At 64.7% G+C, this 23,272-nt stretch carries 23 protein-coding genes and 1 pseudogene; 16 read left to right on the top strand and 8 right to left on the bottom strand.

Going from position 1 to position 23,272, the window contains the following annotated elements; all coding sequences use genetic code 11:
• Positions 1-21: 21 nt before the first annotated feature.
• From BACI348_RS10665 to BACI348_RS10645, 5 genes are all read left to right on the top strand, one after another.
• Positions 22-456, top strand: coding sequence for a DUF3099 domain-containing protein (locus BACI348_RS10665; RefSeq protein WP_159825632.1), 435 nt, complete (start codon positions 22-24; stop codon positions 454-456).
• Positions 453-722, top strand: coding sequence for a hypothetical protein (locus tag BACI348_RS10660; protein WP_159825630.1), 270 nt, complete (start codon positions 453-455; stop codon positions 720-722). The genes BACI348_RS10665 and BACI348_RS10660 overlap by 4 nt, the downstream gene beginning before the upstream one ends.
• Positions 723-1,598 (top strand): SURF1 family cytochrome oxidase biogenesis protein, encoded by an 876-nt coding sequence (locus BACI348_RS10655; RefSeq protein ID WP_159825628.1) that lies wholly within the window; start codon positions 723-725, stop codon positions 1,596-1,598.
• A 2-nt stretch (positions 1,599-1,600) separates the two neighbouring features.
• Complete coding sequence (locus BACI348_RS10650) at positions 1,601-2,074, top strand: YbaK/EbsC family protein (protein WP_159825626.1); 474 nt, start codon at positions 1,601-1,603, stop codon at positions 2,072-2,074.
• 108 nt (positions 2,075-2,182) lie between these two features.
• Positions 2,183-2,620, top strand: coding sequence for a VOC family protein (locus BACI348_RS10645; protein ID WP_159825624.1), 438 nt, complete (start codon positions 2,183-2,185; stop codon positions 2,618-2,620).
• A 33-nt stretch (positions 2,621-2,653) separates the two neighbouring features.
• On the opposite strand, the gene BACI348_RS10640 is transcribed toward BACI348_RS10645, so the two are convergent.
• Complete coding sequence (locus tag BACI348_RS10640; protein ID WP_159825622.1) at positions 2,654-4,252, bottom strand: ABC-F family ATP-binding cassette domain-containing protein; 1,599 nt, start codon at positions 4,250-4,252, stop codon at positions 2,654-2,656.
• A gap of 489 nt (positions 4,253-4,741) precedes the next feature.
• Here BACI348_RS10640 and BACI348_RS10635 point away from each other — a divergent pair, with 489 nt between their 5' ends.
• From BACI348_RS10635 to BACI348_RS10590, 10 genes are all read left to right on the top strand, one after another.
• Positions 4,742-5,419 carry a hypothetical protein gene (locus BACI348_RS10635; RefSeq protein WP_159825620.1) on the top strand — a complete coding sequence of 226 codons (678 nt, stop codon included), beginning with the start codon at positions 4,742-4,744 and terminating at the stop codon, positions 5,417-5,419.
• Positions 5,416-7,788: a multicopper oxidase domain-containing protein gene (locus BACI348_RS10630; RefSeq protein ID WP_159825618.1), complete on the top strand. Its 2,373-nt coding sequence runs from the start codon at positions 5,416-5,418 to the stop codon at positions 7,786-7,788. Before BACI348_RS10635 ends, BACI348_RS10630 begins: the two co-directional genes overlap by 4 nt.
• Positions 7,789-7,817: 29 nt before the next feature.
• The gene (gene arfB / locus BACI348_RS10625) at positions 7,818-8,240 is read left to right on the top strand and encodes an alternative ribosome rescue aminoacyl-tRNA hydrolase ArfB (RefSeq protein ID WP_159825616.1); all 423 of its coding nucleotides are present in this window, start codon (positions 7,818-7,820) and stop codon (positions 8,238-8,240) included.
• 909 nt (positions 8,241-9,149) lie between these two features.
• Positions 9,150-9,779: a DUF4166 domain-containing protein gene (locus tag BACI348_RS10620; protein ID WP_236557523.1), complete on the top strand. Its 630-nt coding sequence runs from the start codon at positions 9,150-9,152 to the stop codon at positions 9,777-9,779.
• Positions 9,780-9,831: 52 nt separating this feature from the next.
• Positions 9,832-10,896, top strand: a complete 1,065-nt coding sequence (locus BACI348_RS10615; protein ID WP_159825612.1) for a spore photoproduct lyase family protein — start codon at positions 9,832-9,834, stop codon at positions 10,894-10,896.
• Positions 10,897-10,928: 32 nt separating this feature from the next.
• Positions 10,929-11,723, top strand: coding sequence for a hypothetical protein (locus BACI348_RS10610; protein ID WP_159825610.1), 795 nt, complete (start codon positions 10,929-10,931; stop codon positions 11,721-11,723).
• Positions 11,724-12,025: 302 nt separating this feature from the next.
• Positions 12,026-12,436, top strand: a complete 411-nt coding sequence (locus tag BACI348_RS10605) for an SHOCT domain-containing protein (RefSeq protein ID WP_159825608.1) — start codon at positions 12,026-12,028, stop codon at positions 12,434-12,436.
• A 630-nt stretch (positions 12,437-13,066) separates the two neighbouring features.
• Positions 13,067-13,711 carry a biotin transporter BioY gene (locus BACI348_RS10600; protein WP_159825606.1) on the top strand — a complete coding sequence of 215 codons (645 nt, stop codon included), beginning with the start codon at positions 13,067-13,069 and terminating at the stop codon, positions 13,709-13,711.
• A gap of 11 nt (positions 13,712-13,722) precedes the next feature.
• Positions 13,723-14,454, top strand: a complete 732-nt coding sequence (locus BACI348_RS10595; RefSeq protein ID WP_159825604.1) for an energy-coupling factor ABC transporter ATP-binding protein — start codon at positions 13,723-13,725, stop codon at positions 14,452-14,454.
• Positions 14,451-15,074, top strand: coding sequence for an energy-coupling factor transporter transmembrane component T family protein (locus BACI348_RS10590; RefSeq protein ID WP_159825602.1), 624 nt, complete (start codon positions 14,451-14,453; stop codon positions 15,072-15,074). The genes BACI348_RS10595 and BACI348_RS10590 overlap by 4 nt, the downstream gene beginning before the upstream one ends.
• 11 nt (positions 15,075-15,085) lie before the next feature.
• Here the strand turns inward: BACI348_RS10590 and BACI348_RS10585 are convergent, their stop codons facing one another.
• Both BACI348_RS10585 and BACI348_RS10580 read right to left on the bottom strand, forming a co-directional pair.
• A complete protein-coding gene (locus BACI348_RS10585) occupies positions 15,086-16,264 on the bottom strand; it encodes a thiolase family protein (RefSeq protein WP_159825600.1) in 1,179 nt (392 codons plus the stop codon).
• On the bottom strand, positions 16,254-17,660 hold the full coding sequence (locus BACI348_RS10580; protein ID WP_159825598.1) for a class I adenylate-forming enzyme family protein: 1,407 nt from the start codon (positions 17,658-17,660) through the stop codon (positions 16,254-16,256). The genes BACI348_RS10585 and BACI348_RS10580 overlap by 11 nt, the downstream gene beginning before the upstream one ends.
• Positions 17,661-17,719: 59 nt before the next feature.
• Between BACI348_RS10580 and ypfJ the strand changes: the two genes are divergently transcribed.
• A complete protein-coding gene (gene ypfJ, locus BACI348_RS10575) occupies positions 17,720-18,601 on the top strand; it encodes a KPN_02809 family neutral zinc metallopeptidase (protein ID WP_159825596.1) in 882 nt (293 codons plus the stop codon).
• An 81-nt stretch (positions 18,602-18,682) separates the two neighbouring features.
• On the opposite strand, the pseudogene BACI348_RS10570 reads toward ypfJ, so the two are convergent.
• The 5 genes and pseudogenes from BACI348_RS10570 to sufD form a co-directional block, all read right to left on the bottom strand.
• Positions 18,683-19,877, bottom strand: a pseudogene (locus BACI348_RS10570) (IS30 family transposase).
• A 509-nt stretch (positions 19,878-20,386) separates the two neighbouring features.
• A complete protein-coding gene (locus tag BACI348_RS10565; RefSeq protein WP_091418789.1) occupies positions 20,387-20,719 on the bottom strand; it encodes a metal-sulfur cluster assembly factor in 333 nt (110 codons plus the stop codon).
• 13 nt (positions 20,720-20,732) lie between these two features.
• The gene (gene sufC, locus BACI348_RS10560; RefSeq protein WP_159825594.1) at positions 20,733-21,521 is read right to left on the bottom strand and encodes a Fe-S cluster assembly ATPase SufC; all 789 of its coding nucleotides are present in this window, start codon (positions 21,519-21,521) and stop codon (positions 20,733-20,735) included.
• A 79-nt stretch (positions 21,522-21,600) separates the two neighbouring features.
• Positions 21,601-21,960 carry a non-heme iron oxygenase ferredoxin subunit gene (locus BACI348_RS10555; RefSeq protein WP_159825592.1) on the bottom strand — a complete coding sequence of 120 codons (360 nt, stop codon included), beginning with the start codon at positions 21,958-21,960 and terminating at the stop codon, positions 21,601-21,603.
• A gap of 23 nt (positions 21,961-21,983) precedes the next feature.
• Complete coding sequence (gene sufD / locus BACI348_RS10550) at positions 21,984-23,270, bottom strand: Fe-S cluster assembly protein SufD (protein ID WP_159825590.1); 1,287 nt, start codon at positions 23,268-23,270, stop codon at positions 21,984-21,986.
• Between the last annotated feature and the right edge of the window lie 2 nt (positions 23,271-23,272).

Here is a 23,272-nt window from a genome sequence, read left to right as displayed (position 1 = left end):
ATTGGAGCGTGATCAATCACCGTGACCCTTGAAAACCATGCGGGACAATCCGCGCCAGGAGAACCCGGCCGGTTCTCCGCCGATGCGGAAGTCCACAGCATCACGGAAGCCGCTGGAGCGCATTCCGAGGATATGCGCCAGCGCATGATCAAGTACGCACTGGCCATGGGAATCCGCATGGTCTGCCTGATCCTGATCTTCGTGGTGGACGGCTGGTTCAAGATCATCGCCGTGGCGGGCGCGGTGTTCCTGCCGTGGATCGCGGTGGTCATTGCGAACGGAAACGACAAAGCGGAGGGGCATAGCGACTTCCTGCTTGACTCCGCACCGCTGGCAGAGATTGAGGGCCCGCCCGCTCCGTCCCCGGACGATGAACACGGCCATGAGGTCTTGCAGGGCGAGGTCATCACCGAGGACGACGAAACACCAACTGAGCAGGAGCGAAGGGCATCATGAGTATTTTCGACTTCGCCGCGGGTACCGATCCCGCGATGGGCGGATCTGCTGCGATGTGCTCGCGCAAGGCGTGCCGCTCCGAGGCCTCGTGGCAGCTTCTGTGGAACAATCCCAAGATCCATGCGCCCGAGCGCCGCAAGATCTGGCTTGCCTGCGGAGACCACCGGGACTGGCTGGAGGATTATCTTCAGACCCGTGGCCTGTGGAAGGAAACTGTGCCGCTTGAGGATGGCCGGGTGCCGGGCGCCTTGGAGCAGGACAGCTGAATGTACCGTTTCCTCTTTTCCAGCAAGTGGCTGGGTTATCTCCTGCTGGCCGCAATCTTCGCCACCGCCTGCGTTTTCCTGGGCCGCTGGCAGATGGACCGCCGCGCCGAGACACTGGCCGAGATCAACCGGGTGGTGAGCAACTACTCCGCCACGCCCGTCCCGTTCGCCGACGTCCGGGAAGAGTTCAGTCAGCTTGACCCCGGCAAGGAGTGGACGCAGGTTGAGCTGAAGGGCTCCTACCTTGTGGACGGGCAGCGCATCGTCCGGAACCGGCCCCTTAACGGCCAGCCCGGCTACGAAGTGGTTGTCCCGTTCCGGCTGGCCACCGGCGAAACTGTGGTCATCGACCGTGGATGGCTGCCCATCGGCAACAAGAATCCCGGCAGCCCCGATTCCGTGCCGGCACCGCCGGCAGGTGAGGTGACCGCCGTCGTGCGTTTGAAGCACGCCGAGCCTGAGCTTCAGCGCGGTGCCCCGGAGGGCCAACTCGCCTCCATTGACCTGGCCGCCTATTCCGCCCAGCTGGGGTACCCGCTGCTCACCGGCGCGTACGGGCAGCTCGCCTCCGAGACTCCCCCGGCCGCGGAGATGCCCGTGGCGTTCCCGAAGCCGTCCACCGAGGAGGGCACGCACCTTTCCTATTCGCTGCAGTGGTTCGCGTTCGGCGTCCTGATGTTCGTCGGGTTCGGTTACGCGGCACGGCAGCAGGCACGCAATGCCGCCATTGACGCGGAGGACGACGACGAGTCCCCCGAAGCTGTGCTGCACTCGGCAGCCGCGGCAGCCCGCCGTCGTTCGCGTGCGCCTAAGAAGCGCAGAAAGGCGACGGCCGAAGAAGAGGAAGATGCGCTCCTGGACGCGCAGGGGTACTGAGCATGGAGTACGACGGCGACCCTGTCGCCCAGGTGCGGGCCGCGCTGGTCCGGTACGGGGTGAACGATACCGTGCGGAGCTTTCCGGCCGGCGTCCCCACGGCGGCCGCGGCAGCTGAGGCCCTGGACTGCGATGTCGCTGCCATCACCAACAGCCTGATCTTCGACCTCAACGGAGAGCCTCTGCTGATCCTCGCCAGCGGTGCCGCCCGGGTGGACACCAGGCTGGTGGCCGGGAAGTTGGGAGAAGGCAGGATCCGCCGGGCCTCCCCTGACTTCGTGCTGCAGCACACCGGCCAAAAAGTCGGCGGAGTGGCTCCGGTGGGCCACCCGGAAAAGATCAGGACCCTCCTTGATCTGGGCCTCCGGGAACACGGCCTTCTCTGGGCCGGAGCGGGCGACCACCACTCGATGTTCAGCATTACCTACAAGGAGCTGTGCACCGTCACGGAGGCCCTGGAACTTCACGTCCGCTGAGCCAAGAGCCCGCCAGGGCACTCCTGCGCCCGGAAGTTCGGGCAGCTGGTGCAGGCAGGTTCCGGACGGGCACTGGAGCTAATCGTGCCGCCTTGGTAGCTTCGACGCATGGCCATCAAACTTGAGAACGTCGGTATCGCCGTCCGCGACCTTGAAGAAGCAATCGCCTTTTTCACCGACCTGGGGCTCACGGTCATCGGCCGTGACACGGTCAGTGGTGAATGGACCGACACTGCTGTAGGGCTTGATGGCAACCACGCGAAGATTGCAATGCTCCAGACCCCGGACGGCCATGGTCAACTGGAGCTCTTCGAATACCTCCACCCCGCAGCGATTGAGTCGGAGCCAACCCGTCCCAACGACATCGGCATGCACCGCGTGGCCTTCTCGGTGGACGATATCGACAAAGCCCTGGCGATCGCCGCGAAGCACGGCTGCCATCCGCTGCGCGGCGTGGCCACCTACGGCGACGTCTACAAGCTCACGTATCTCCGCGGTCCCAGCGGCATCCTCGTGATGCTCGCCGAAGAACTGCAGAAAGACTGACGCCGGACGGGCCCGGGTTGACGCCGGGGGCGCTCAGGCCAGCGTGATCAGGTCCAGGTAGTCTTCGTTCCAGTGGTCCTCGACGCCGTCCGGAAGCAGGACAACACGCTCGGGGTTGAGTGCTTCCACTGCCCCTTCGTCGTGGCTGACCAGGACGACGGCGCCGCTGTAGTTTTTCAGCGCGCCCAGGATCTCGGCGCGGCTGGCGGGGTCGAGGTTGTTGGTGGGCTCGTCGAGGAGCAGCACGTTGGCGCTGGAGGCCACGATGGTGGCCAGTGCGAGGCGTGTCTTCTCCCCGCCCGAGAGGACCCCGGCGGGCTTGTCGACGTCGTCGCCCGAGAACAGGAACGACCCGAGGATGCCGCGCACTTCCGCGTCTTTCATGTCGGGAGCAGAGGAACGCATGTTTTCCAGGACGGTGCTCTGGACGTCGAGCGTTTCGTGTTCCTGGGCGTAGTAGCCCACCTTGAGGCCGTGCCCGGCAATAACGTCACCGGTGTCGGGCTTGTCCACGCCTGCCAGCATCCGCAGCAGGGTAGTTTTGCCGGCGCCGTTGAGGCCAAGGATGACCACCTTGGAGCCACGGTCGATGGCGAGGTCCACATCGGTGAAGATCTCCAGCGAACCGTAGGACTTGCTGAGGCCTTCGGCGGTGAGCGGGGTCTTGCCGCAGGGTGACGGATCCGGGAAACGCAGCGCTGCCACCCGGTCCTGCTCGCGGACAGCTTCCAGTCCGCTGAGGAGGCGCTCGGCACGCTTGGCCATGTTCTGGGCGGCGACTGCCTTGGTGGCCTTAGCGCGCATTTTGTTGGCCTGGTCCATCAGGACCTGCGCCTTCTTTTCGGCGTTGGCACGTTCGCGCTTGCGGGCGCGCTCATCGGTTTCACGCTGGGTAAGGTAGCGCTTCCAGTCCATGTTGTAGAAGTCGATCTGCGCGCGGTTGGCGTCGAGCAGGAAGACCTTGTTGACGGTGGCTTCGAGCAGTTCGGTGTCGTGGCTGATGACGATCAGCCCGCCCTGGTGGTTCTTCAGGAAGTCACGGAGCCACGCGATGGAATCGGCGTCCAGGTGGTTGGTGGGCTCGTCGAGGAGCATGGTCTCGGCGTCCGAGTACAGAATCCGGGCCAACTCCACACGGCGGCGCTGGCCACCGGACAGGGTCTTGAGGGGCTGGTTCAACAGGCGGTCCGGCAGCGCCAGGTTGGAGCAGATGGCAGCGGCTTCGGCCTCGGCGGCGTAACCGCCGGCCGCCAGGAACTCGGACTCAAGCCGGTCATACCGGTTCATGGCCTTGCGCTGGACCGCGGCGTCGTCGCTGGCCATCTCGTCATGGGCCACGCGGAGCTTGCCGAGGGCGATGTCCAGGCCGCGGACTGACAGGATCCGGTCACGGGCCAACTGTTCCATGTCCGGGGTGCGCGGGTCCTGCGGAAGGTAGCCAATCTCGCCGCTGCGGGTCACCTTGCCGGCAGCGGGCAGCCCCTCGCCTGCGAGAACACGGGTGAGGGTGGTCTTGCCGGCTCCGTTGCGGCCCACCAGGCCGATCTTGTCTCCCTTGTCGATGCGGAAGCTCACCTGGTCCATCAGCAGCCGGGCGCCGGCACGCAGTTCAAGATCTTGGACAGTAATCACAGCAGGTAAAGCCTTTCACAGCAGGGATAAGCCGCAGCCCGGCATCTGTGGTGGGCGTGGGCGGCAATGGCCGACAGAACGGCCCATCCAAGTCTACCGTCCTGGCCATCCCCGGCGAACCGCGGTCCGTGGAGCCCAGCCGGCTCCTCCATCTGCCGGTCATGCCCGTGGGAGACCTTCAGGCCGGCTGAAGAGCCCATGCGAACGGCGGGCCATGGAAGAACCTCGTGATCCTCGCCCTCCCTGCCAAGAATTTTCCAAGTGGCGCACGGGAGGTTGCACCACTTGTGGGGCCCGCGCCAGGCGGCTGGGGACACCCCGGCCCGGAGCCCGCACTTGGAGATGGCAAATCAGCCGCTCCCACTGTTTACGCCTGCTGAGGCCTTGAACTCGCCCAACCCCGCTTCCGCGTCGGCGTGATTGCTTCCGAGGTTTCCGCAAGCGGCTGTCAGCAGGATGAATCACATCCTCACCCAAATAGGAGGCGATATGGATTCCCACCCAAACCAGTTCCAAGATCGAGGCCTAAGCCGGCGCCAGTTTGGGCTGGTGCTGAGCGGCGGGGCTTTCCTGCTGCTGGCCGGAGGCACCTTCGGTGTAGTCGGCCGAAGTCCGGAGAATGTCACCACGAGTGTCGCCACGGCATCCGGAACCCTGACGGTTGTCCGGGCTGGACGCCTCGCCCGGCTCGATGCTTCGGGTCAACCAGCTTTCAAGTCCCTGGCAGCCGCCGCTTCCTGCCTCGACACCGGAGACGGCCCGGGCGGTGGCAGACAGCTCCGGCGGGCCAGTACTACCGAAGAGCTCGACGCACACGGTCATGATGACGAGGCATTGGAGGACCCGTCGTCGCCCGAACCGGTGAACCGCACGTGGCCCATCGTTGTGCTGCTGGAAGTGCAACTTGAAAACACCGGGGCGCGGCCGGTCCTTTTCAGTCCGGGTCAGCTTCGGCTGCGGCTCAGCTCTTCGGCTGTCACCATCACCCCGCGGGACTCCGACCGCAGTCCCGGCCTGGTTGCACCGAACGCTTCGGAACATTTTCTGATCAGCTACCTCACCCCTCGTGATCAGCAGGACATGGAGCTGGACTACTCAGACGAGCAGCAGGACACGAACTACCGGTTGGCGCTGCCGCCCCTAACCACGAACGAGGTCCGGTCATGAACATTCTGGACGTCCATATCAATGAAGGTTACAAAGCAATGGTGGATGGCTCTTTGGTCTACCACCGGGGCTTCGGCGAGCGCCCGGGCACGGTCTCGCAGGCGAACCCATCGCTGTTCCTGAGCCCTCACGTCTTCACGGCGGCCGGAGACGTAGTGCCGAGCCGGACCTATCCGCTTGATGCCCCGCCGCCGCCGTTCGGCAGGCCGGCAGCCCTGGACGAAGACCCGGAAAATCCCGGCCAGTACCTGGCAAGGAGACGATACTGGGCCAGCTACTTCCCTGACCGGACCCTCATTGCCGAGACAGGCAGCCCCATCCGGCTGATGGTGCACAACCACCTGGCCCAGCCGCACGAACTCCGGTTCCATCTGGGCGGCCCGGCCGGCGAGGATCAAACCACAGGCAGTGTGGCTCCGGGAGCGTCATACCTCCTTACGTTCCAGGCACCGCCGCCCGGAACCTACCTGTTCTCCGACCCGGGAAACGAACCCGTGGAACGGACCCTCGGCCTCTACGGTGCGCTCGTGGTGATAGACCCGGCCAGCGCCTGGCAACTCTTCCCGGGAGGGACCGAGTTCGAGCGCCAATGGCTGTGGTTGTGCCACGACGTGGATCCGGTCTGGGCCCGAATCGCTTCCCGCGGCCAACAGGTCAAGCCCGCCTCCACGCCCGCCGTGCCCCGGTACTTCACCATCAACGGATACTCGGGCTTCCAGTCCTTGGCGGTCACCACCAACGAAGAATTCAACGAGCGGCGGGAGCAGGACACGTTACCCTCGGGCCTCCCGCGCGAAACCGATGTCCGCAACTTCAGCGCGTCGCCGCGGCACGGTGCCATCCGCACCGGCCACCTGATGAGGATGCTCAACGCCGGCATCGTGGACCATCAGCTTCATTACCACGGCAACCATGTCTGGACCGTGCGGACCAACGGTGACGATCTTCCCCGCGAAAACGGAAGGGTCAGTCCTGAGGGCGATGTGATCCTCCAGCATTGGGAGGACACCGTCCAGCTGGAACCGCTGGACCGGAAGGAATCACTTCTTCCGGTCCGGCGTCCACCGGACGTGGTGGATGAAGTATGGGACGCCCGCGCAGCGGACTGGCGGTATCCGATGCACTGCCATGCGGAGCCCTCCCAGACGGCAGCGGGCGGGCTCTACGCCGGCGGCCTCGTCGCCGACTGGGTACTCGCGGAAGACGCTATCCCTGAGTCCGGCCTGCCGGGGACAGTGGAGGACGGTCACCGCCAATACCGGAGCCAGGTGGAGTTCGCCTCGGATCAACCCCACGAGGGAAGCCCGGAGACTGAGTTCCTCCAACGTCCGGACCGGAGCATGGAATTCGACTTCTTCAATAAGAAGCTGAAGATTCCGAACGGCCCTGACATCGAATTCTGGAGCTTCGAGAGCGGCAAGTCGGGGCGTGGGCTTCCCGCACCCTTGCTGCGGCTGACGGAGGGCGAGCTGTTCCACGGCACCATCAAACCCAGCAAGAGGGTCCACACCATACACTGGCACGGGATTGAGCCCGACCCGCGGAACGACGGCGTGGGCCACACCTCATACGAAGTCTCCGGGCACTACACCTACCAATGGAGAACAGACGTGGGCGTGATCGGGAACCCCAACCGGGGCTCCGCGGGAACCTATTTCTATCACTGCCACGTCAACACCCCCCTGCACGTGCAAATGGGAATGTTTGGGCCAATCATTATCGACCCTCCCGTCGGTAACCCTCCGCCCAAGCCTGGCATGCGCCGCCACTCGGTGCAGGGTCCGCTGTATGACATCGCGACGGAGACACTGATTGCCCCGTACTCCATCGACCCGCGGTGGCACGAACTTAATCATGCTGCTGGCCTGTCCGGGGATGATGCAGGGCTCAACCGCTTCGAGCCCAAACATTTCCTTCTCCTCGGCGGCACAGTAGTCAACCGGCCCAGTGGGGACCGGGTGTGGACGATCAGCTCGATGCGCGCCAACGTCGTGAAAGAGGACGTCGGGAAGGGGGACATCGTGAAGGGGGACATTGCGCCCACGCTGGTCCGGATGGTGAACGTGGACTACTTCCCCACCCGGACGCGCTTCCTCAACGAGGCGAACCAGCCTGTAGCCATTGCTGAACTCATTGCCCATGATGGCCGTCCTTTCTGGAACACCCCGGACCCGGACGGGCGGGCAATCCAGCCCTCGATGGCCGGACAGCCGCTGCTCACCAGCATCATCAAGTCCGGCGCTGCGGAGAAGTTTGATTTCCTGTTGCGCCCGCCCGCCAAGGGAACATACACGATCGCCATCGATTTCCTGCACTGGGTTACAGGCAGGGTCCTGGCGACGCGTACCGTAACCGTCAACGCCTCTTGAAGCTTCCAGATCCATGCAACGCTGGTTGCATGGATCTGGAGGTGTCACCCGAACTGACAATTCCCGGGGCGGAACTCCGCTGGCGGTTCTCGCGCTCGTCCGGTCCCGGCGGTCAACATGTCAACACTTCGGACAGCCGCGTCGAACTCTCGTGGAACGTCAGCTCTTCGTTGGCGCTTTCAAACAGTCAACGGTTGAGCCTTCTCATGAGGCTCGCGCCCCGTCTCATCACAGGGGTGGTCACGGTGACGGCGTCGGAATGGCGGTCCCAGCTGCGCAACCGGGAGCTCGCCCTGGCCAAGCTGGCCGAGGTTGTGGCAGCGGGACTCGCTCCAGAGGGTCCCGGCCGCAGGGCGACCAAGCCCACCCGCGGATCGAACCGCCGCAGGCTCGATGCCAAAAAGCAGCGGTCGGCAACCAAACAGCAACGGAAGCGGCCGGGCGCCGAGTAGCCGGGACATGTCCAACGCCAGAGGGGCGCCCGCTGACGTCTATGATGCTGCGATGGGGGAAAATCCGGGGAGGAAAGCGTATGCGAGGCATAAGCCAATCTATGTCGAGGTCGCTATCCGGGCCCCGATGGGCCGCGTTTGGCAGCTCAGCCAAGATACCTCACTGCATGCGAGGTGGGATCTGCGGTTCACCCGGATTATTCCCACAGGGGTGAACCATCAGGGGCTCCTCCATTTCCGCTATGAGTTCCGCCTTCCGTTCCACGTCATTCACGGCACAGGAACCTCTCTAGGGCACCGGCACCGGTCAGATGGGCAGGCCACCTCCGTGCTGAAGTTCGACACAGCTGACATGTTGTCGCCGATCGGGCGGGGTTCCGGGTACTGGCGGTACATCCCTGCAGAGCACGGCCTTCGGTTCATCACGGGCTACAACTATTCGCCAGGGATGGGAGCTGCCGGAAGGCTGTTGGACTCCTGGTTGTTCCGGCCGGCCCTTGGTTGGGCTACAGCCATAAGTTTTGACCGCCTGCGGTTGTGGGCGGAGGTGGGTCTCGATCCGAAGGTCTCCCGGAACCGCTGGTTCATGGACGCCGCGGCACGGGTGACAGCCACGCTGATGGCTTGTCTGCTCCTGCGGCGTGCGGTTGAAGCGCAAAGCCCAGGCGGCGGAATCACAGCCTTTGCGGCAGCCCTGGTTCCCTGGCTTGTTCCGGCCCACCGAACAGTGCCCCGGGCGGGGCGTTGTTTGCGGCGAGCGCCCGACGAACGCTCCGGGCGGGCACCCTCCGCTCTTGCCGGGTTGGACGCCCCTGCGTCGCCCGGTACTGGCCAAGCCCAGGGGCGGAGGTAGCCGTGCCGTCGATTTTCGAATTGGCCCTGGGAGACGATTTCCGGAGGCTGCACCCCATGCTGCAGCAACGCTTCGGCGTTGACACTGCGGCCGGTTACGCCTGCGTGGGCCGCGGCGTGTTCTCCGAAGTCCGCCGTGGTGCCTGGTGGACAGTCCCATTTCTGAAGACAGGGGCCTTCCGCAACATCCTCTTTCCCGACCAAGGCCAGGACATTCCGTTCACGATAGAGAATTACCCCTACATCGACGGTTTTGGCCGTCCCACCGTCACATTCGTGAGGACACTGGAACTCACCGGATCCAAGCGGCGGCGATTCGATGCCACCATGGTGCACAGTCAACGAAGGGGCGCCATTGTCGACTACCTGGGCACCCACCAGCACCTGGCGACCGACCTCGCCCTGGAAGTTCTGCCTGATGGTTCTCTCCACCTGCAAACAGGGGTCCAGCGGTTCTACGAAGGGTTCGCCTCCTTCGAATTTCCGGCCGCCCTCACCGGCACGGCCGACCTGTACGAGAACTTCGATGATGCTCGCGGAGTTTTCACCATCCAGATGCAGGTGCGGAACCCCTTCCTCGGATTTCTCTTCGGGTACCGCGGCGAGTTCACCTGCACTTTTCCCGCTCTTTCCGCCCGAGGAGCGCCTGAGCACCTGAAACCGGTGAGGGAAGAACGCCGCGAATAGGCCGTGGGCTTAACGGGTGGAGACCACTTTGCCGGCTTGGGAGAATGTAGCCATGGAATTCGACAGGCTGCTGCAGATCCGGCGCATCTATGCGCAGGCTGCGGCGCTGGAGCTTCCGAGAGGCAAGGAGATCATCGAGCGCTGGCCGGAGGCCGAGGTCATCCCCGTCGAGAACCACTGGAACATCCCGGAGGTGCACGGCGATGAAACGAACGTGCCCCGCTGGTCGCGGATCAAGACCGAGGCGCTGGTCCTCGGCGTCAAGAAGGCACTGGCCGTCAAGCCGAACGGCCGCTCTGCTGATTTTATCGCGCCGTCCACTGCCAACGGCTGCGCCATGGCCTGCGCCTACTGCTACGTTCCCCGGCACAAGGGGTACAGCAACCCTGTGACCGTGTTCGCGAACATCGACCAGATTGCCGGAACGCTTGAACGGCACGTCACTCGCCAGGGCATCAAGCTCGAACCCAACCAGTGCGACCCGGAACTCTGGGTGTACGACATCGGTGAAAACAGTGACTGTTCGGTCGACGCACTGATCAGCAACAACGTGGAGGATCTTGTCACGCTTTTCCGTGACATCCCCACCGCCAAGCTGTCCTTTGCCACCAAGTACGTGAATCCCGCCATGCTCGATTGGGACCACGGCGGCCACACCAGGATCCGGTTCTCCCTCATGCCGGCGGATCTGGCGAAATCGATTGACGTTCGGACCTCGCCGGTGGCTGAACGCATGGCTGCCATCAACCACTTCGTCGACGCCGGGTACGAAGTGCACGTGAACTTCTCCCCGGTGGTCATCACCGACACGTGGTTACAGGACTGGGAGGAGCTGCTGCGGCACCTCGACGCCACCCTTTCACCCGCTGCAAAGGCCCAACTCGCTGCCGAGGTCATCTTCCTGACCCACAACGAGCGGCTCCACGAGGTTAACCTGGGCTGGCATCCGCAGGCCGAGCAGGTCCTGTGGCGTCCGGACCTCCAGGAATCAAAGGTCTCATCCAACGGCTTCAGCAACGTCCGCTACCGTGCGGGAACCAAGGCCCGCTACGTCAGGCAGCTGACCGCCCTCATCGAGCAGATCGCCCCTTACTGCCGTATCCGCTACGCCTTCTAAGGCCATCCACCCGACGGTAAACTGGGCCGATCATGATCGGTGCCCGTACCCGTCTTCTGGCCTGGCTCATTGCCCTGGCGGGCTTCATCGCGGGCTGCACTCCCACGGTTGGCCTCGACGACGCCGTTACCGAGCAGCCCAGGGTGGAGTTGCCGGCCGCCGCGGCTCCCCAGCAGGCACCGTCATCCACTTCGACACCGGTTCCCACGCCACCCCCGGTCCCCCAGCCGTTCGCCGTCGACCTTTACCAGGAAGGCGACTTCGTCCCCCAGTACACCTTCGACTGGTGTGTTGCCGCGAGCATCCAGATCGCGCATAACCTCGTGGACGACACCGGGGGCGGAGGCTGGACTGATTCCGGTCAGCAGGGTGAGCTTTGGGACATGGCCCGGGCCCGGTCCTCGAACTCGTTCAACGGTGCCAACCCGTTCGGTTGGGCCCAGGTCCTCACCGAGGTGGGGATGGGACCGTACACCGTGGTGAGCATCGCCGACTATGGTGGCGCACTTCAGACGGCGGCGCGGGCGATGACCGAGACGGGCCGTCCTGTTGGGCTGGTCATGTGGAGCGGCCGTCACGCGTGGGTGATGAGTGGCTTCGAGTCGGTGGGCGATCCTACCCGGTTCGAGGAGTTTTCCGTGACGGGCATCCGCGTCCAGGACCCCCTGTACCCCCACGGCAGCGGGCAGTGGGGGCCTTCGCCCGAACCCAACAGCCTGCTCACTCCGGAGCAGCTCGCAACGCAGTTCGTTGTGCGCGAACCCCGGCGCTGGAGCAGCGACCTGCCGGCCGGTTACCTGCTGGTGCTGCCGCAGGCCCAGGGCTGACAGGCGCCCGGCAAGTATTGCTTGGGGACTAGGGCCTGGGCGGTGTCAAAAGGTTTCGCCGCTGCCAAGGCAGGCTGCTGGTTCCACGCGGCGGTGCTTCCGCTCGCTCGGGGGCCGGCGGTCAAGATGCAGGCTCGTCACGAACTAATCCTGCCCACTCTGGGATCTGTCGGTCCTTGGTTTCGTTCCTTATTGCTACTGCCGTCACTGGCTGCCCCGGGACGGCCAGCAATCGTGTCAGCCGGGAAAGTCCTGCTGCAAGGCAATGTTCAAGGAGCAGGCCCGGGTCTATTCTTCATCACATGAATGATCATGCCGTTCGCCGCGATGCCGGCGCGTATTTCTGGGAGTTCGGAGGGAGACGCCCTCTGCGCGAGACAGCACGATGGGTAACTGGTGTCTCGCTGGCAGGTGCCGGAGCTGCAATCGCGATCATAGGCACCGCCTCGCATACCTACTTGTCCATCCCCCTCGGAATCGCTGTAGCGGTTCTCGGTGCCATCGTGCTCGTTTTGCACCTGTCTGCCAGAAACAGAACAAGACTTGTCTCCGCTCCGGGCCGGACAGGAAAGCGTCGCATCAAGAGCCTGCATGTGGAAACCGCGACAGAGTCCGTAGCTTCGGAGCTTGCGCTCCTGGCAGACCTCTACTCGCAGGGCGCTCTCACTGTCGAGGAATTCGATGCGGCCAAGCGTCGCGTCCTCGGTATCTGAATCAAGAACATCCGGAGGACGGAGGCCTGTACAAGCTTTGTCCAGGGAAGAGTTTCAGTGTCTTCCACCTTCCTATTCGCTGAGTCCAACAAGCGCAAAACGGGGAGAAGCCGTAACAGTTTCAGCGCCGGGGTCGAACTGCAACCCGCGGTATGGCGCCAATGCCCGGATCCAGGTGAATGTCACCGATGAAAATGGCGCCACAGTAGTCAGTACAACGGCTCCAATGACAGATGCGGGGCAATTCACGTACACCTTCACTGTTTCCGTCGAAACAGCGGTTGGAGAAGCGGAGGTGACCGCCTTCCCGGACAACATTGACTGGTGCGACGATACCGGCCGGAACAACCGTGCAGAAGGAGCCGGGAAGCTTGAGCGGGCCTCGTGTGTCACTCCGGTGGAGACACTCACAATTACGGGTCAGTGAATCCACCCTGACAAGGGGACCCCTGAAAGTGATGCCGTTCATGGAAACCCCATGAAACGGTGTACGGACTTTGAACCGGTTTGTGCCCAGCCCTCATTCTTCGGGCCCTGCTTTCGTAGGCCTCCTACAAAATGGGGGTGGTACAACCCCGGTAACGTCGGCAGTACATTGGATTCCGCTTGTACAACCCCGACAGGACCATCATGAGCAACACCGGCACAGCCGTCACCAACAGCCCCAAAACCAGGCGCCGCTGGAACGCCACCGACCTCGGCCTGATCGCCGTCTTCGCCGCCCTCGTCGCCGGCGCAGCGCTGGTGCCCGGATTGGCCGTCAATGGCTTCGGCGTCCCCATCACCTTCCAGACCCTCGCAGTGATGCTCACCGGCCTGGTCCTCGGCCCCGGCAGAGGCTTCGCCGCCGTCGGCCTGTACACCCTGCTCGGCCTTGCCGGGCTCCCCATCTTCAGCCAGGGCCGCAGCGGCCTGGGCATCCTGGCCGGCCCCTCCGCCGGCTACATCATCGCCTTCCCCATCGCCGCACTGATAGTGGGCTGGCTCGCCACCTTAGTGATCCGCCGGACCACCAAGGCCCGCGCCCTGTGGCTCTTCCTCGCCGCCATGGTCACCAGCATCGTAGTGGTGCACTCCCTTGGCGTCGCAGGCATCGCCCTGAACACCAAGTCCACCCTGGGCCAGGCCTTCCTGAGCGACCTGATCTTCTACCCCGGCGACATCATCAAGAACATCCTCGCCGCTGTTATCGCGGTCGCCCTCCACCGTGCCTTCCCGGACATCCTGGTCCGCCGCGTCCGCCGCAGCACCACCACCACCACCACCAAAGCCTAGGACCAGCCGGCATGCCCGCAGTGACCTTTGACCAGGCGACAGTCGCCGTCGAAACGGACCACTCCCCCGAGCCGAAAATTCTGCTTGACGCGGTCACCCTCGACCTCACGGAAAGGCGCGTTGGCATCATCGGTGCCAACGGCTCGGGGAAATCGACGCTGCTGCGCCTGGTCAACGGCCTCGTCCAGCCAACCTCGGGCATGGTAACGGTCGACGGCGACGACACAGTACGTGCCGTGCGTAAAGTCAGGCGGCACGTCGGCTTCGTCTTCACCGATCCCCTGTCGCAGCTCGTTATGCCTACCGGCCGGGAAGACGTGGAACTCTCCCTTCGCCGCTCGGTGAAGAACGGCACCGAGCGGCGGAACCAGGCCGACGCAGCGCTGCAGCGGCTCAACCTCCTGCACCTTGCCGATCAGAGCATCTACGAGCTCTCCGGCGGCGAACGGCAGCTGATGGCCCTCGCCGCCGTGCTCGCGGTGAACCCCAAAATCCTGGTGCTCGACGAACCCTCCACCCTCCTGGACCTGCGCAACCGCGAGCTGCTCCGCCGGACACTTGCCGGACTGGACCAGCAGATCATCATGTCCACCCACGACCTTGACCTTGCACTGGAAATGGACCGCGTGCTGGTCATCGAACAAGGCAAGGTGGTTTTCGACGGGACCCCCGCCGGGGCCGTGGCCGCCTACCGCGCCCTGTGCCTGCACAGCCTCCAGGCCGAAGGGCAGGACATCCGATGAGGGGCCACGGCTTCCTCCTCGCCAACTACGTCCCCGGGGACTCCCTGGTCCACCGGACCCCACTGGCAGTGAAGTTCCTCCTGGTCTTCGCCTGCGGCCTGGCCTCGTTCATCATCCAGGACTGGCGTATCTCGACGGCGGTGCTCGCCGGGCTCTGCGGCCTCTTCCTGCTGACCGGTGCCGGCATCAAGAGGCTCTGGCGGGCCATCCGCCCGCTTGCCGCGGTGCTGCTGGTGATCGGACTGTTCCAGTGGTGGCAGCTCGGCGCACCCACAGCCGCGCGGATCGTCCTGAACATCCTGGTCTGCGTGGTGGCGGCATCACTGCTGACCGCCACCACCCCGGTGCAGAAACTCCTGGACGGCGTGGTCAAGGCCGCCACTCCGTTCAAGAGAATCGGGGCGGATCCGGAACGGTTCGCCCTCACAATCGGCATCATGCTGCGCAGCATCCCGTACATCGCCGGCACCTTCGCCGACGTCCGCGATTCCGCCCGCGCCCGCGGGCTGGAACGCAATCCACGCGCACTGATCCTGCCCGTCTTCATCACGTCCGTGGCCTTCGCCCGTCAGACCGGCGAGGCACTCGCCGCCCGCGGTTTGGGCGAAGCAGAGGACTGAAGCGCCGGAAGCTAAAAGCTCTCGTACCGCAACAACGCTGCCGTACCCATGCCGCCGGCGATGCTGATCATGGCAAGCGCGAGGCTTCCAGACGTTCCGTTCCTGCGCGCCTGGGAAAACAGCCGCGTCACCAAAACAGCGCCCGACGCACCGTACGCGTGCCCCAAAGCCAGCGCACCACCGTCGAGGTTAACCCGCTCAGCAGCAATCCCCAGCTCATCCAGGCTCGCCAGCGTCTGCGACGCGAACGCCTCGTTGAATTCCACCAGGTCCAGCTCATCCACGGTCACGCCCGCATCATCCAGCACGCTGCGCGCCGCCGCGGCCGCACCGATGCCGAGGACCTCGGGTTCCACCCCGGCGGTGCCGCTGCCGAGCACCAGCAATCCGTCCGTCACACCGAGGTCCCGTGCCCGTTTCAGGGAAGTGATAACGACGGCGGAGGCAGCGTCCGCATCGAAGCATGAGTTTCCGGCGGTGACTGTTCCCCCGTCTACGAAGGCGGCAGGGAACCGCGCCATCACCGCGGCATTTAGCCCACTGCGGGGGCCGTCATCCGTGGAGACCAGTCCCGCACCCGTCTCCAGTGCCACCAGTTCGTCGTCGAAGTGGCCCGCGCCAGCTGCGGCCAGGGCCCTTTGGTGGCTCAGCAGCGCGAACCCATCCTGTCGGTCCCTGCCCACGCCGAAATTCTGCGCCACGGTTTCTGCCGCCACACCCATGTCCGGATCGCCGAAGCCTTCCGGCACAAACTGGGCACGCCGGTAAAACTTCGGACCGCCGTCGTCATTCCTATGGGCGCGCAGCGGTGCGGTGCTGGTGCTCTCCACCCCACCGGCGAGGTACAGCGGATTGCCGCCCGCCGCCACCAGCCCGGAGGCAAGGACGATGGCGTCCAGGCCGGAACCACACTGCCGGTCCACCGTGAGGCCCGGCACGCTCACCGGCAGCCCGGCTTCGAGCAGGGCGAGCCGTGCCACGTTGCCGCCGCCGCCCACGGCGTTGCCGATCACCACATCGGTAACATCGGCCGGCCGGATTCCGGGAAGGGCCGCCAGTTCCCGCAGCACCGGCGCCAGGAGCCTATGGGCGCGAAGCGTCCGCAACGCCCCGTTGGTCCGGCAGACAGGGGTGCGCCGTGCCGCGATGATGACGGGCTGGCGGTCCGGGGGAAGGAGCTCAGGCGCCAAGGCTGCGGATCCTGGGATCTCCGGCACTGATCCAGTCCAGCAACAGGTTCCGGCTGACTTTGCCGCGGTCCGAGGTGGGAAGTTCGGTGACGGCGTAGTACTGGAGTGGCCACTTGTCGCGGGCCAGGATATTCTCCAGCCCCGACTTCAGCTGCGTGGCGGTAACGGCACCGGCGGACGGAACAACCGCAGCCACCACCCGCTGGCCCCGCAAGTCGTCCGGCATCCCGGCGGCCATGGCGGCAGCCACACCGGGCACGGCCGCCAGGGCCAGTTCCACCTCATGCGGATACACGTTTTTGCCGGCCGTGAGGATCATGTCCGCGCGGCGGCCGAGGATATGCAGTTCGCCGGCTTCGAGGTAGCCCTGGTCCCCCACCGTGAACCAGCCGTCCAAGGATCTGAGGGCCTGGCCGTCGTCGCCCCACAGGTAGCCGTTGCTGACCATCCCGCTGCGGACGCAGATATTGCCTGCAGCTCCATCCGGAAGGGCGTCGCCGTCGTCATTCAGGATGCGGACCTCAGCGCCGGGGAATGGCCGCCCGATCCCTGTCCTGCCCGCTTCCGCGATGTCCCCGGCCGGCAGTCCCATCCCCGAGACGAAGCTCAGCTCGGAGGCGCCGTAGTACTCGTAAATGGTGGCGTTGGGGGCCCAACGGCGGGCGGCTTCGAGGGTCCGCGCGTCCAGCTTCGACCCCGCGCAGATGATGGTGCGCACCCCGGACGCATCCACGCACCCTGCCATGCCGCGTTCGCTGAGCATCCTCAGCATGGTGGGCACCAGCACCAGCCGGGTGACCCTGTCATGTGTGATGGCCGCATGCACGGCACCGACGTCGAATGACTCGAGGGTCTGGAATTCGGAACCCGCGTACAGGCACTCGGCCAGTGCATACAGGTTCAGGCTTGCCGCCAGCGGGCCCGGGGCCAGCGTCACGTCGTCCTGGCCCAGCCCGAAAAACTCGATCGACGCCTCGAAGGACTCCTGCCAGGAGCGCCGCGACCGTGTGAAGGCTTTCGGGACGGAGGTGGTGCCCGACGTTAGGCCGATCAGGAAGGTGGCCTCCGGCCCGCCGTCGGCCAGTTCATCGTCTGGGGAGACAGCCGCCGGCTGTGCTGAGGACTCAACGCGGCGCATGATGTCCTCCTGCAGCGGTGCAGGCCAGGCTGGATCAAGGACGGCGCACTGGCGTCCGCCGGCCACAGCGGCGGCGAACTTCACGGCGAAGCCCACCGAGTTGGCTTCGCACAGGGAGGTTACAGCCTTGGTCCCGGGGACCAGGCCGGCGGCCCTGTCGCGGAGCTCCGCCCAGGTAAGCCGCTGACCGGCCACTACGACGGCGGTCTCGTGCGGGCGCTCTTCGGCCCAGCGCTGGATATGGTTGAGGAAAGGCATCGGATCAACTTTACCGGCCCACCCGGCTTGAACTTCCGGCGCGCGGGTATTGTGACAATATGAGCTTCAACGACAATGTGCAGCTGGATCCATCACAGGTCCAGGACCGGCGCGGCGGCGGCCGCGGAGTGCTGGTTGGAGGCGGTATCGGCGGCGGCCTGATCCTGTTGATCGCGACGCTCCTGGGCGTGAATCCGCAATTGCTGGAGGGGCTGACCGGCGCGGCGCAGGAACCACAGAGCCAGGGCACCGCACCCGCCTGCGACACGGGCGCCGATGCAGACGCCCGGGTGGATTGCCGCATCACCGGAACCGTGAACAGCCTGAACGCCTTCTGGCCCGGCTACCTGCAGCAGTACAACGTGCAGTACCCGCGGCCGGAAGCCGTTATTTTCACCGGCGGAACCAACACCGGCTGCGGGTCGGCCACCACCGAGGTGGGCCCCTTCTACTGCCCCACTGACACCACGGCCTATTTTGATCCCGGCTTCTTCCAGGAGCTGGTGGACCGGTTTGGCTCTTCAGGCGGCCCGCTCGCCCAGGAGTATGTGGTGGCCCATGAGTTCGGGCACCACATCCAAAACGTCCTCGGCAACCTGGACCGCGCCCAGCAGGATCCGCAGGGACCCGAATCCGGCTCCGTCCGCACCGAGCTGCAGGCCGACTGCTATGCGGGGCTCTGGGCAAAGTACGCGTCCACCACTCCGAACCCGGACACCGGGCAGCCGTACCTGGAGCCGTTGACGCAGCAGGATATCAACGACGCCCTCTCGGCAGCCTCAGCCGTGGGTGACGACCGGATCCAGCAGGCAGCCACGGGCAGGGTCTCCCCCGAGGGCTGGACACACGGCTCCAGTGAACAGCGCCAGCGGTGGTTCTACCAGGGCTACCAGACCGGCGACATCAACCAGTGCGACACCTTCTCGGCGCCGAGTCTCTGACCCGGGCCCAACTCTAAGTACGACGACGGCCGGTCACCTTCCAAAGGGGCGGTTTCTAGGAGTCGTTGCAACACCTGTTGGTTAGGTGGTTAGTAGTAAATCACGTAGACGCTCGGCTGGAGTTTTCCAGCCGAGCGTTTTGCGTGGGCGGCCGTTGAGTTCCTGGGCGACGTGTTCGAGGTCTTCGGGCCCGTAGGCGGACAGGTCGGTTCCTTTGGGGAAGTATTGGCGCAGCAGGCCGTTGGTGTTTTCGTTTGAGCCGCGTTGCCAGGGGCTGGCCGGGTCGCAGAAGTAGACCTGCATGTCGGTGGCGAGGGTGAAGGATTTGTGGGCTGTCATTTCCGCTCCCTGATCCCAGGTCAGGGAGCCTCGCAGGTGTTCCGGCAAGGCGGACATGGTTTTGATTAGGCCGTCGCGGACGGTTTCGGCGGTGTGGTCATTTGGCAGGTGAACGAGCATGACGTATCGGGTGGTGCGCTCGACTAAGGTCGCGATCGCGGACTGGTTCCGGGCCCCGGTGATCAGGTCGCCCTCCCAATGGCCGGGCACCGCGCGGTCCTCGATCTCAGGGGGCCGTTCGGAAATCATGATCATCGGGTCCACGAACCTGGGGGTGCGCTGCTCGTCCGTGCGGTGGGGTTTACGGCGGGTCCGGCCGGTGTAGCGCTGCCTGGACCTCGCGTTTGAGTCCGCCCCGAGACTGGAGGTAGAGGGCCTGATAAATGGTCTCGGTGCTCACGCGCATCTCCGGTCTGTCGGGGAATTCTTCGACCAGGGTGTGGCTGATCTGCTCTGGAGACCAGCGTAGGAGCAACTTGTCTTTCACGTAGTTGCGCAGGCCCGACTCAATGGCCAGTTTGGCGGACTTGGGCCGCCTCCGCCGGGTAGCTGCCTTGCGATGCGCTCCGTGTGGCAAGTAGCCCAGGAGAGGATCGGTATTTCGTGCCAGCTCGCGGCTGACTGTTGAAGGCGATCTGCCGATGGTGCGGGCGATCGCCCTCACCGAGGAGCCAGTTGCCTGCAGATCCCGGATCAATTCCCGTTCCTGAACATTGAGGTATCGCGGGTCAATAGATTTCTCTAACGCCGCTACCTGGACCGGTACCACTCCTGGTGTGCCGGTGGAAGAGGTCTTAGTGCTCACACCACGTTTGTAATCGACCACCCGGCCATCCGGATAAATGCGTCGCCCACCGGACTTCCGGATCCCGCGTTCCCACTCCCGGGCGGTCTTGGGATTGACGCCTACGGCAGTGATGGCTTCGCTTCGGCTCATTCCGATCTCACGCAGCCTGAGGAATTTCTCCCGTCGGTCGGATCCTGGGGCTTTGCTGGCAATTCCCGCTTCCGAGGCCCAGCGGTGGCAGGTATTGACGTTCAACCCAAGTTCGGCAGCGGCCAGAGTCACGCTCTCCACGCGCCGGAGGACCGTGAAGAACTCTTCCTTCTGCTCTGGCGTGTATTGCATCCTGACGGCCTGCTCGTTCCGGACGCCGGCCTTCCGGCACCACTGGTAACAAGTCACCCGATTCAGTCCAAGTTCCGAAGCTGCGGCAGTGACGCTGCCAAGACGATCAAGGGCTTGAAAGAACTTAGTCTTTTGCTCAGGCGCGTACTTCCGCCGGCTTACCGGCTCCTTCTCTAAACACGACACGGTCGCTGCAACTCCCAAAAATTCTGGGTGTTGCAACGACCGCTAGAACCGGCCAGGGAAGTTGACCGGCCGTCGTCGTACAAAAGCGGGGCTCCCTGGCCGAGCTTGCGGGGTCAGGGAGGCGGTGGGGATCAGATGTTGAAGCCGAGGGCCCGCATCTGGTCCTTGCCGTCGTCGGTGATCCGTTCCGGACCCCATGGCGGCATCCAGACCCAGTTGAGGCGCCAGTCGTCAACCACGCCGTCCAAAGCCTTGCCCACCTGCTCCTCGAGGACATCGGTGAGCGGGCACGCCGCGGTGGTCAGGGTCATGTCGATCAGCAGCGCGCCGTCGTCGTCGGAGTACTTCAGCCCGTACAGCAGGCCGAGGTCCACCACGTTGACACCGAGCTCAGGATCGATCACATCCTTGAGCGCTTCCTCAACGTCCTCCAGGCTGGTGCGGGACGCATTGATTTCAGTCATGGCAAAGTCCTTACTAGGCCTGTGCCGCGGCGGGTGCAGCGGCAGCGCCGGCGCCCTTGGCGTAGCGGTCGTAGCCCTCTTCTTCCAGGCGGTCGGCGAGCTCGGGGCCGCCTTCCTCAACAACCTGGCCGTCCACGAACACGTGCACGAAGTCAGGCTTGATGTAGCGGAGGATCCGGGTGTAGTGGGTGATGAGCAGCGTGCCCATGTTGCCGTCGGCGTGGGCACGGTTGACGCCCTCGGAGACAACCTTCAGTGCGTCGACGTCCAGGCCGGAGTCCGTCTCGTCCAGGACGGCGAACTTGGGCTTGAAGAGTTCCAGCTGCAGGATCTCCACGCGCTTCTTCTCGCCGCCGGAGAAGCCTTCGTTGACGTTGCGCTGGGCGAAGTCGGCGTCGATCCGCAGCTGTTCCATGGCGGCCTTGACGTCCTTGGTCCAGGTACGCAGCTTGGGCGCTTCGCCGTCGATGGCGGTCTTGGCGGTGCGCAGGAAGTTGGTCATGCTCACGCCGGGGACCTCCACCGGGTACTGCATGGCCAGGAAGACGCCGGCGCGGGCGCGCTCGTCCACGCTCATCTCCAGGACGTCTTCGCCGTCGAGGGTGATGGAGCCGCTGGTCACGTTGTAGCGCGGGTGGCCGGCGATAGTGGAAGCCAGCGTGGACTTGCCGGAGCCGTTGGGGCCCATGATGGCGTGGGTTTCGCCGGTCCGGATGACCAGGCTGACGCCCTTCAGGATTTCCTTGCTGCCCTGTTCCGTCTCAATGCTGACGTGCAGGTCCTTGATCTCAAGAGTAGACATGTGTCTTGTTCTCCTCTGCACCGTGCCTGGCGGCGGCGGTGCGGTCTCTGTCTGGAAGTTGGTTCGTAATTCTGTGGTGCTAGCTGAAGTTGGGGGCTTCGGCGCCGTTGAGGACGGTGGTGAAGTCCACGTAGACTTCGTCGCCCCGGATCTCGACGGCGAACACGGGCACGGGATCGTAGGCCGGCAGCTGCAGCGGTTCGCCGGTGCGCAGGTCAAACTGGGAGCCGTGGCCCCAGCACTCAATCGCGCAGCCTTCCACATCGCCCTCGGACAGTGAAATGTCCGCGTGCGAGCAGGTATCGCCGATGGCATGGATCTCCCCCATGGAATCTTTGACGATGGCCACGGGGTAGTCGTCGATCAGGATCCGCAGCGCCTGCTTCAGCTGGATTTCATCCACCTTGCAGACAAGCTCGCCCTTTGGCTGGTCAGTCATCTGTAAACCGTGCTCCGTGCCCTCTAGTTGTCCGTCAGCGCGAGTTCGCGCTCAACAGCGTCGGTCAGCCGCTCCTCGATGGAGGGGACCTTGATCTGCTGGATGATCTCGTTCAGGAAGCCGCGGACCACCAGGCGGCGGGCAACATCCTCGGGGATGCCGCGTGCCATCAGGTAGAACAGGTGCTCGTCGTCCATCCGGCCGGTGGCGCTGGCGTGGCCGGCACCCTCGATCAGCCCGGTCTCGATTTCGAGGTTGGGCACGGAGTCGGCGCGGGCTCCGTCGGTGAGGAGCAGGTTGCGGTTGGCCTCGTAGGTGTCGGTGCCTTCAGCTTCCTTGCGGATCAGGACGTCGCCAACCCAGACTGCGTGGGCGTTGCGGCCCTGCAGTGCGCCCTTGTAGAGCACATTGGACTTGCAGTTGGCCACGGCGTGGTCCACGAAGAGGCGCTGTTCCAGGTGCTGGCCGGCGTCGGCGAAGTACAGGCCGAACATCTCAGCCTCGCCGCCGGGGGCGGTGAAGCGGGCCGACGGCGTGATGCGGACGAGGTCTCCGCCCAGGCTCACCATCACATGCTTGAGCTTGGCGTCGCGGCCGATCTTAGCCTGCTGGGAGGAGGCGTGGACGGCGTCGTCGTTCCATTCCTGGAGGGTGATGACCGTCAGGCTGGCACCGTCTTCCACGATGATCTCGACGTTTTCCGACACCACGGCGGAGCCCTTGTGGTTCAGGACAACAACGGCCTTGGAGAACTTTTCAGCCACGATCACCAGGTGCTGGGCTGCGGCCTCAAGGGAGGTGCCCTCGATGTCCACGGTGATTTCCGCTGTCGCCTCGAACTCGGACGGGATGGTCACCACGGTGGCCCCGGCGAAGTTCTCCCAGGCGTTGGCGGACACCCGGTCCTCGGGGATGCCGGCGGTGCCGATGCGCTGGTCGTCGCGGCCAACGCTTTCAACGATGACCTGCTCGGGGCCGTTGACCACCACGGTGGGTGCGGCGCCGGCCAGGACCTCGGAGTGCAGCCCGCGGAGGCGCTTGAGCGGGGTAAAGCGCCAGTCTTCCTCCAGGCCGGTAAGCGGCTTGAAGTCGGCCAGCTTGTAGGACGTGAGGCGTCCGGCGCGTGAGCTGTCCGGAATGCCGACGCCGCCGCCGTGGGAGTGGCTCTTGGCGGAGTCCCCGGCAAGCGGTGCCTTGGTGGTGCCCGCGTTGATGGGTGAGAGGCTCTCGCCTTCTTCGGTGAAGCCGTCGATGAACGGCTGGGCTGAGGGCGCGCCGATGCGTGCCTTTTCAGTAGTGATTTCAGTCATCG

It is taken from the genome of Arthrobacter sp. 9AX (genome assembly GCF_902506095.1).
Lineage (GTDB): Bacteria > Actinomycetota > Actinomycetes > Actinomycetales > Micrococcaceae > Arthrobacter.
The sequence above is the reverse complement of the archived record's forward strand: the minus strand, read 5'-3'. Positions and strand labels throughout refer to the sequence as shown.

Bases quoted from the DNA above. Each gene is read 5' to 3' on its own strand.
- BACI348_RS10660 (WP_159825630.1), top strand. From the start codon at position 453: ATGAGTATTTTCGACTTCGCCGCGGGTACCGATCCCGCGATGGGCGGA.
- BACI348_RS10655 (WP_159825628.1), top strand. From the start codon at position 723: ATGTACCGTTTCCTCTTTTCCAGCAAGTGGCTGGGTTATCTCCTGCTG.
- BACI348_RS10650 (WP_159825626.1), top strand. From the start codon at position 1,601: ATGGAGTACGACGGCGACCCTGTCGCCCAGGTGCGGGCCGCGCTGGTC.
- BACI348_RS10645 (WP_159825624.1), top strand. From the start codon at position 2,183: ATGGCCATCAAACTTGAGAACGTCGGTATCGCCGTCCGCGACCTTGAA.
- BACI348_RS10635 (WP_159825620.1), top strand. From the start codon at position 4,742: ATGGATTCCCACCCAAACCAGTTCCAAGATCGAGGCCTAAGCCGGCGC.
- BACI348_RS10630 (WP_159825618.1), top strand. From the start codon at position 5,416: ATGAACATTCTGGACGTCCATATCAATGAAGGTTACAAAGCAATGGTG.
- arfB (WP_159825616.1), top strand. From the start codon at position 7,818: ATGGATCTGGAGGTGTCACCCGAACTGACAATTCCCGGGGCGGAACTC.
- BACI348_RS10620 (WP_236557523.1), top strand. From the start codon at position 9,150: ATGCTGCAGCAACGCTTCGGCGTTGACACTGCGGCCGGTTACGCCTGC.
- BACI348_RS10615 (WP_159825612.1), top strand. From the start codon at position 9,832: ATGGAATTCGACAGGCTGCTGCAGATCCGGCGCATCTATGCGCAGGCT.
- BACI348_RS10610 (WP_159825610.1), top strand. From the start codon at position 10,929: ATGATCGGTGCCCGTACCCGTCTTCTGGCCTGGCTCATTGCCCTGGCG.
- BACI348_RS10605 (WP_159825608.1), top strand. From the start codon at position 12,026: ATGAATGATCATGCCGTTCGCCGCGATGCCGGCGCGTATTTCTGGGAG.
- BACI348_RS10600 (WP_159825606.1), top strand. From the start codon at position 13,067: ATGAGCAACACCGGCACAGCCGTCACCAACAGCCCCAAAACCAGGCGC.
- BACI348_RS10595 (WP_159825604.1), top strand. From the start codon at position 13,723: ATGCCCGCAGTGACCTTTGACCAGGCGACAGTCGCCGTCGAAACGGAC.
- BACI348_RS10590 (WP_159825602.1), top strand. From the start codon at position 14,451: ATGAGGGGCCACGGCTTCCTCCTCGCCAACTACGTCCCCGGGGACTCC.
- BACI348_RS10580 (WP_159825598.1), bottom strand. From the start codon at position 17,660: ATGCCTTTCCTCAACCATATCCAGCGCTGGGCCGAAGAGCGCCCGCAC.
- ypfJ (WP_159825596.1), top strand. From the start codon at position 17,720: ATGAGCTTCAACGACAATGTGCAGCTGGATCCATCACAGGTCCAGGAC.
- BACI348_RS10565 (WP_091418789.1), bottom strand. From the start codon at position 20,719: ATGACTGAAATCAATGCGTCCCGCACCAGCCTGGAGGACGTTGAGGAA.
- sufC (WP_159825594.1), bottom strand. From the start codon at position 21,521: ATGTCTACTCTTGAGATCAAGGACCTGCACGTCAGCATTGAGACGGAA.
- BACI348_RS10555 (WP_159825592.1), bottom strand. From the start codon at position 21,960: ATGACTGACCAGCCAAAGGGCGAGCTTGTCTGCAAGGTGGATGAAATC.
- sufD (WP_159825590.1), bottom strand. From the start codon at position 23,270: ATGACTGAAATCACTACTGAAAAGGCACGCATCGGCGCGCCCTCAGCC.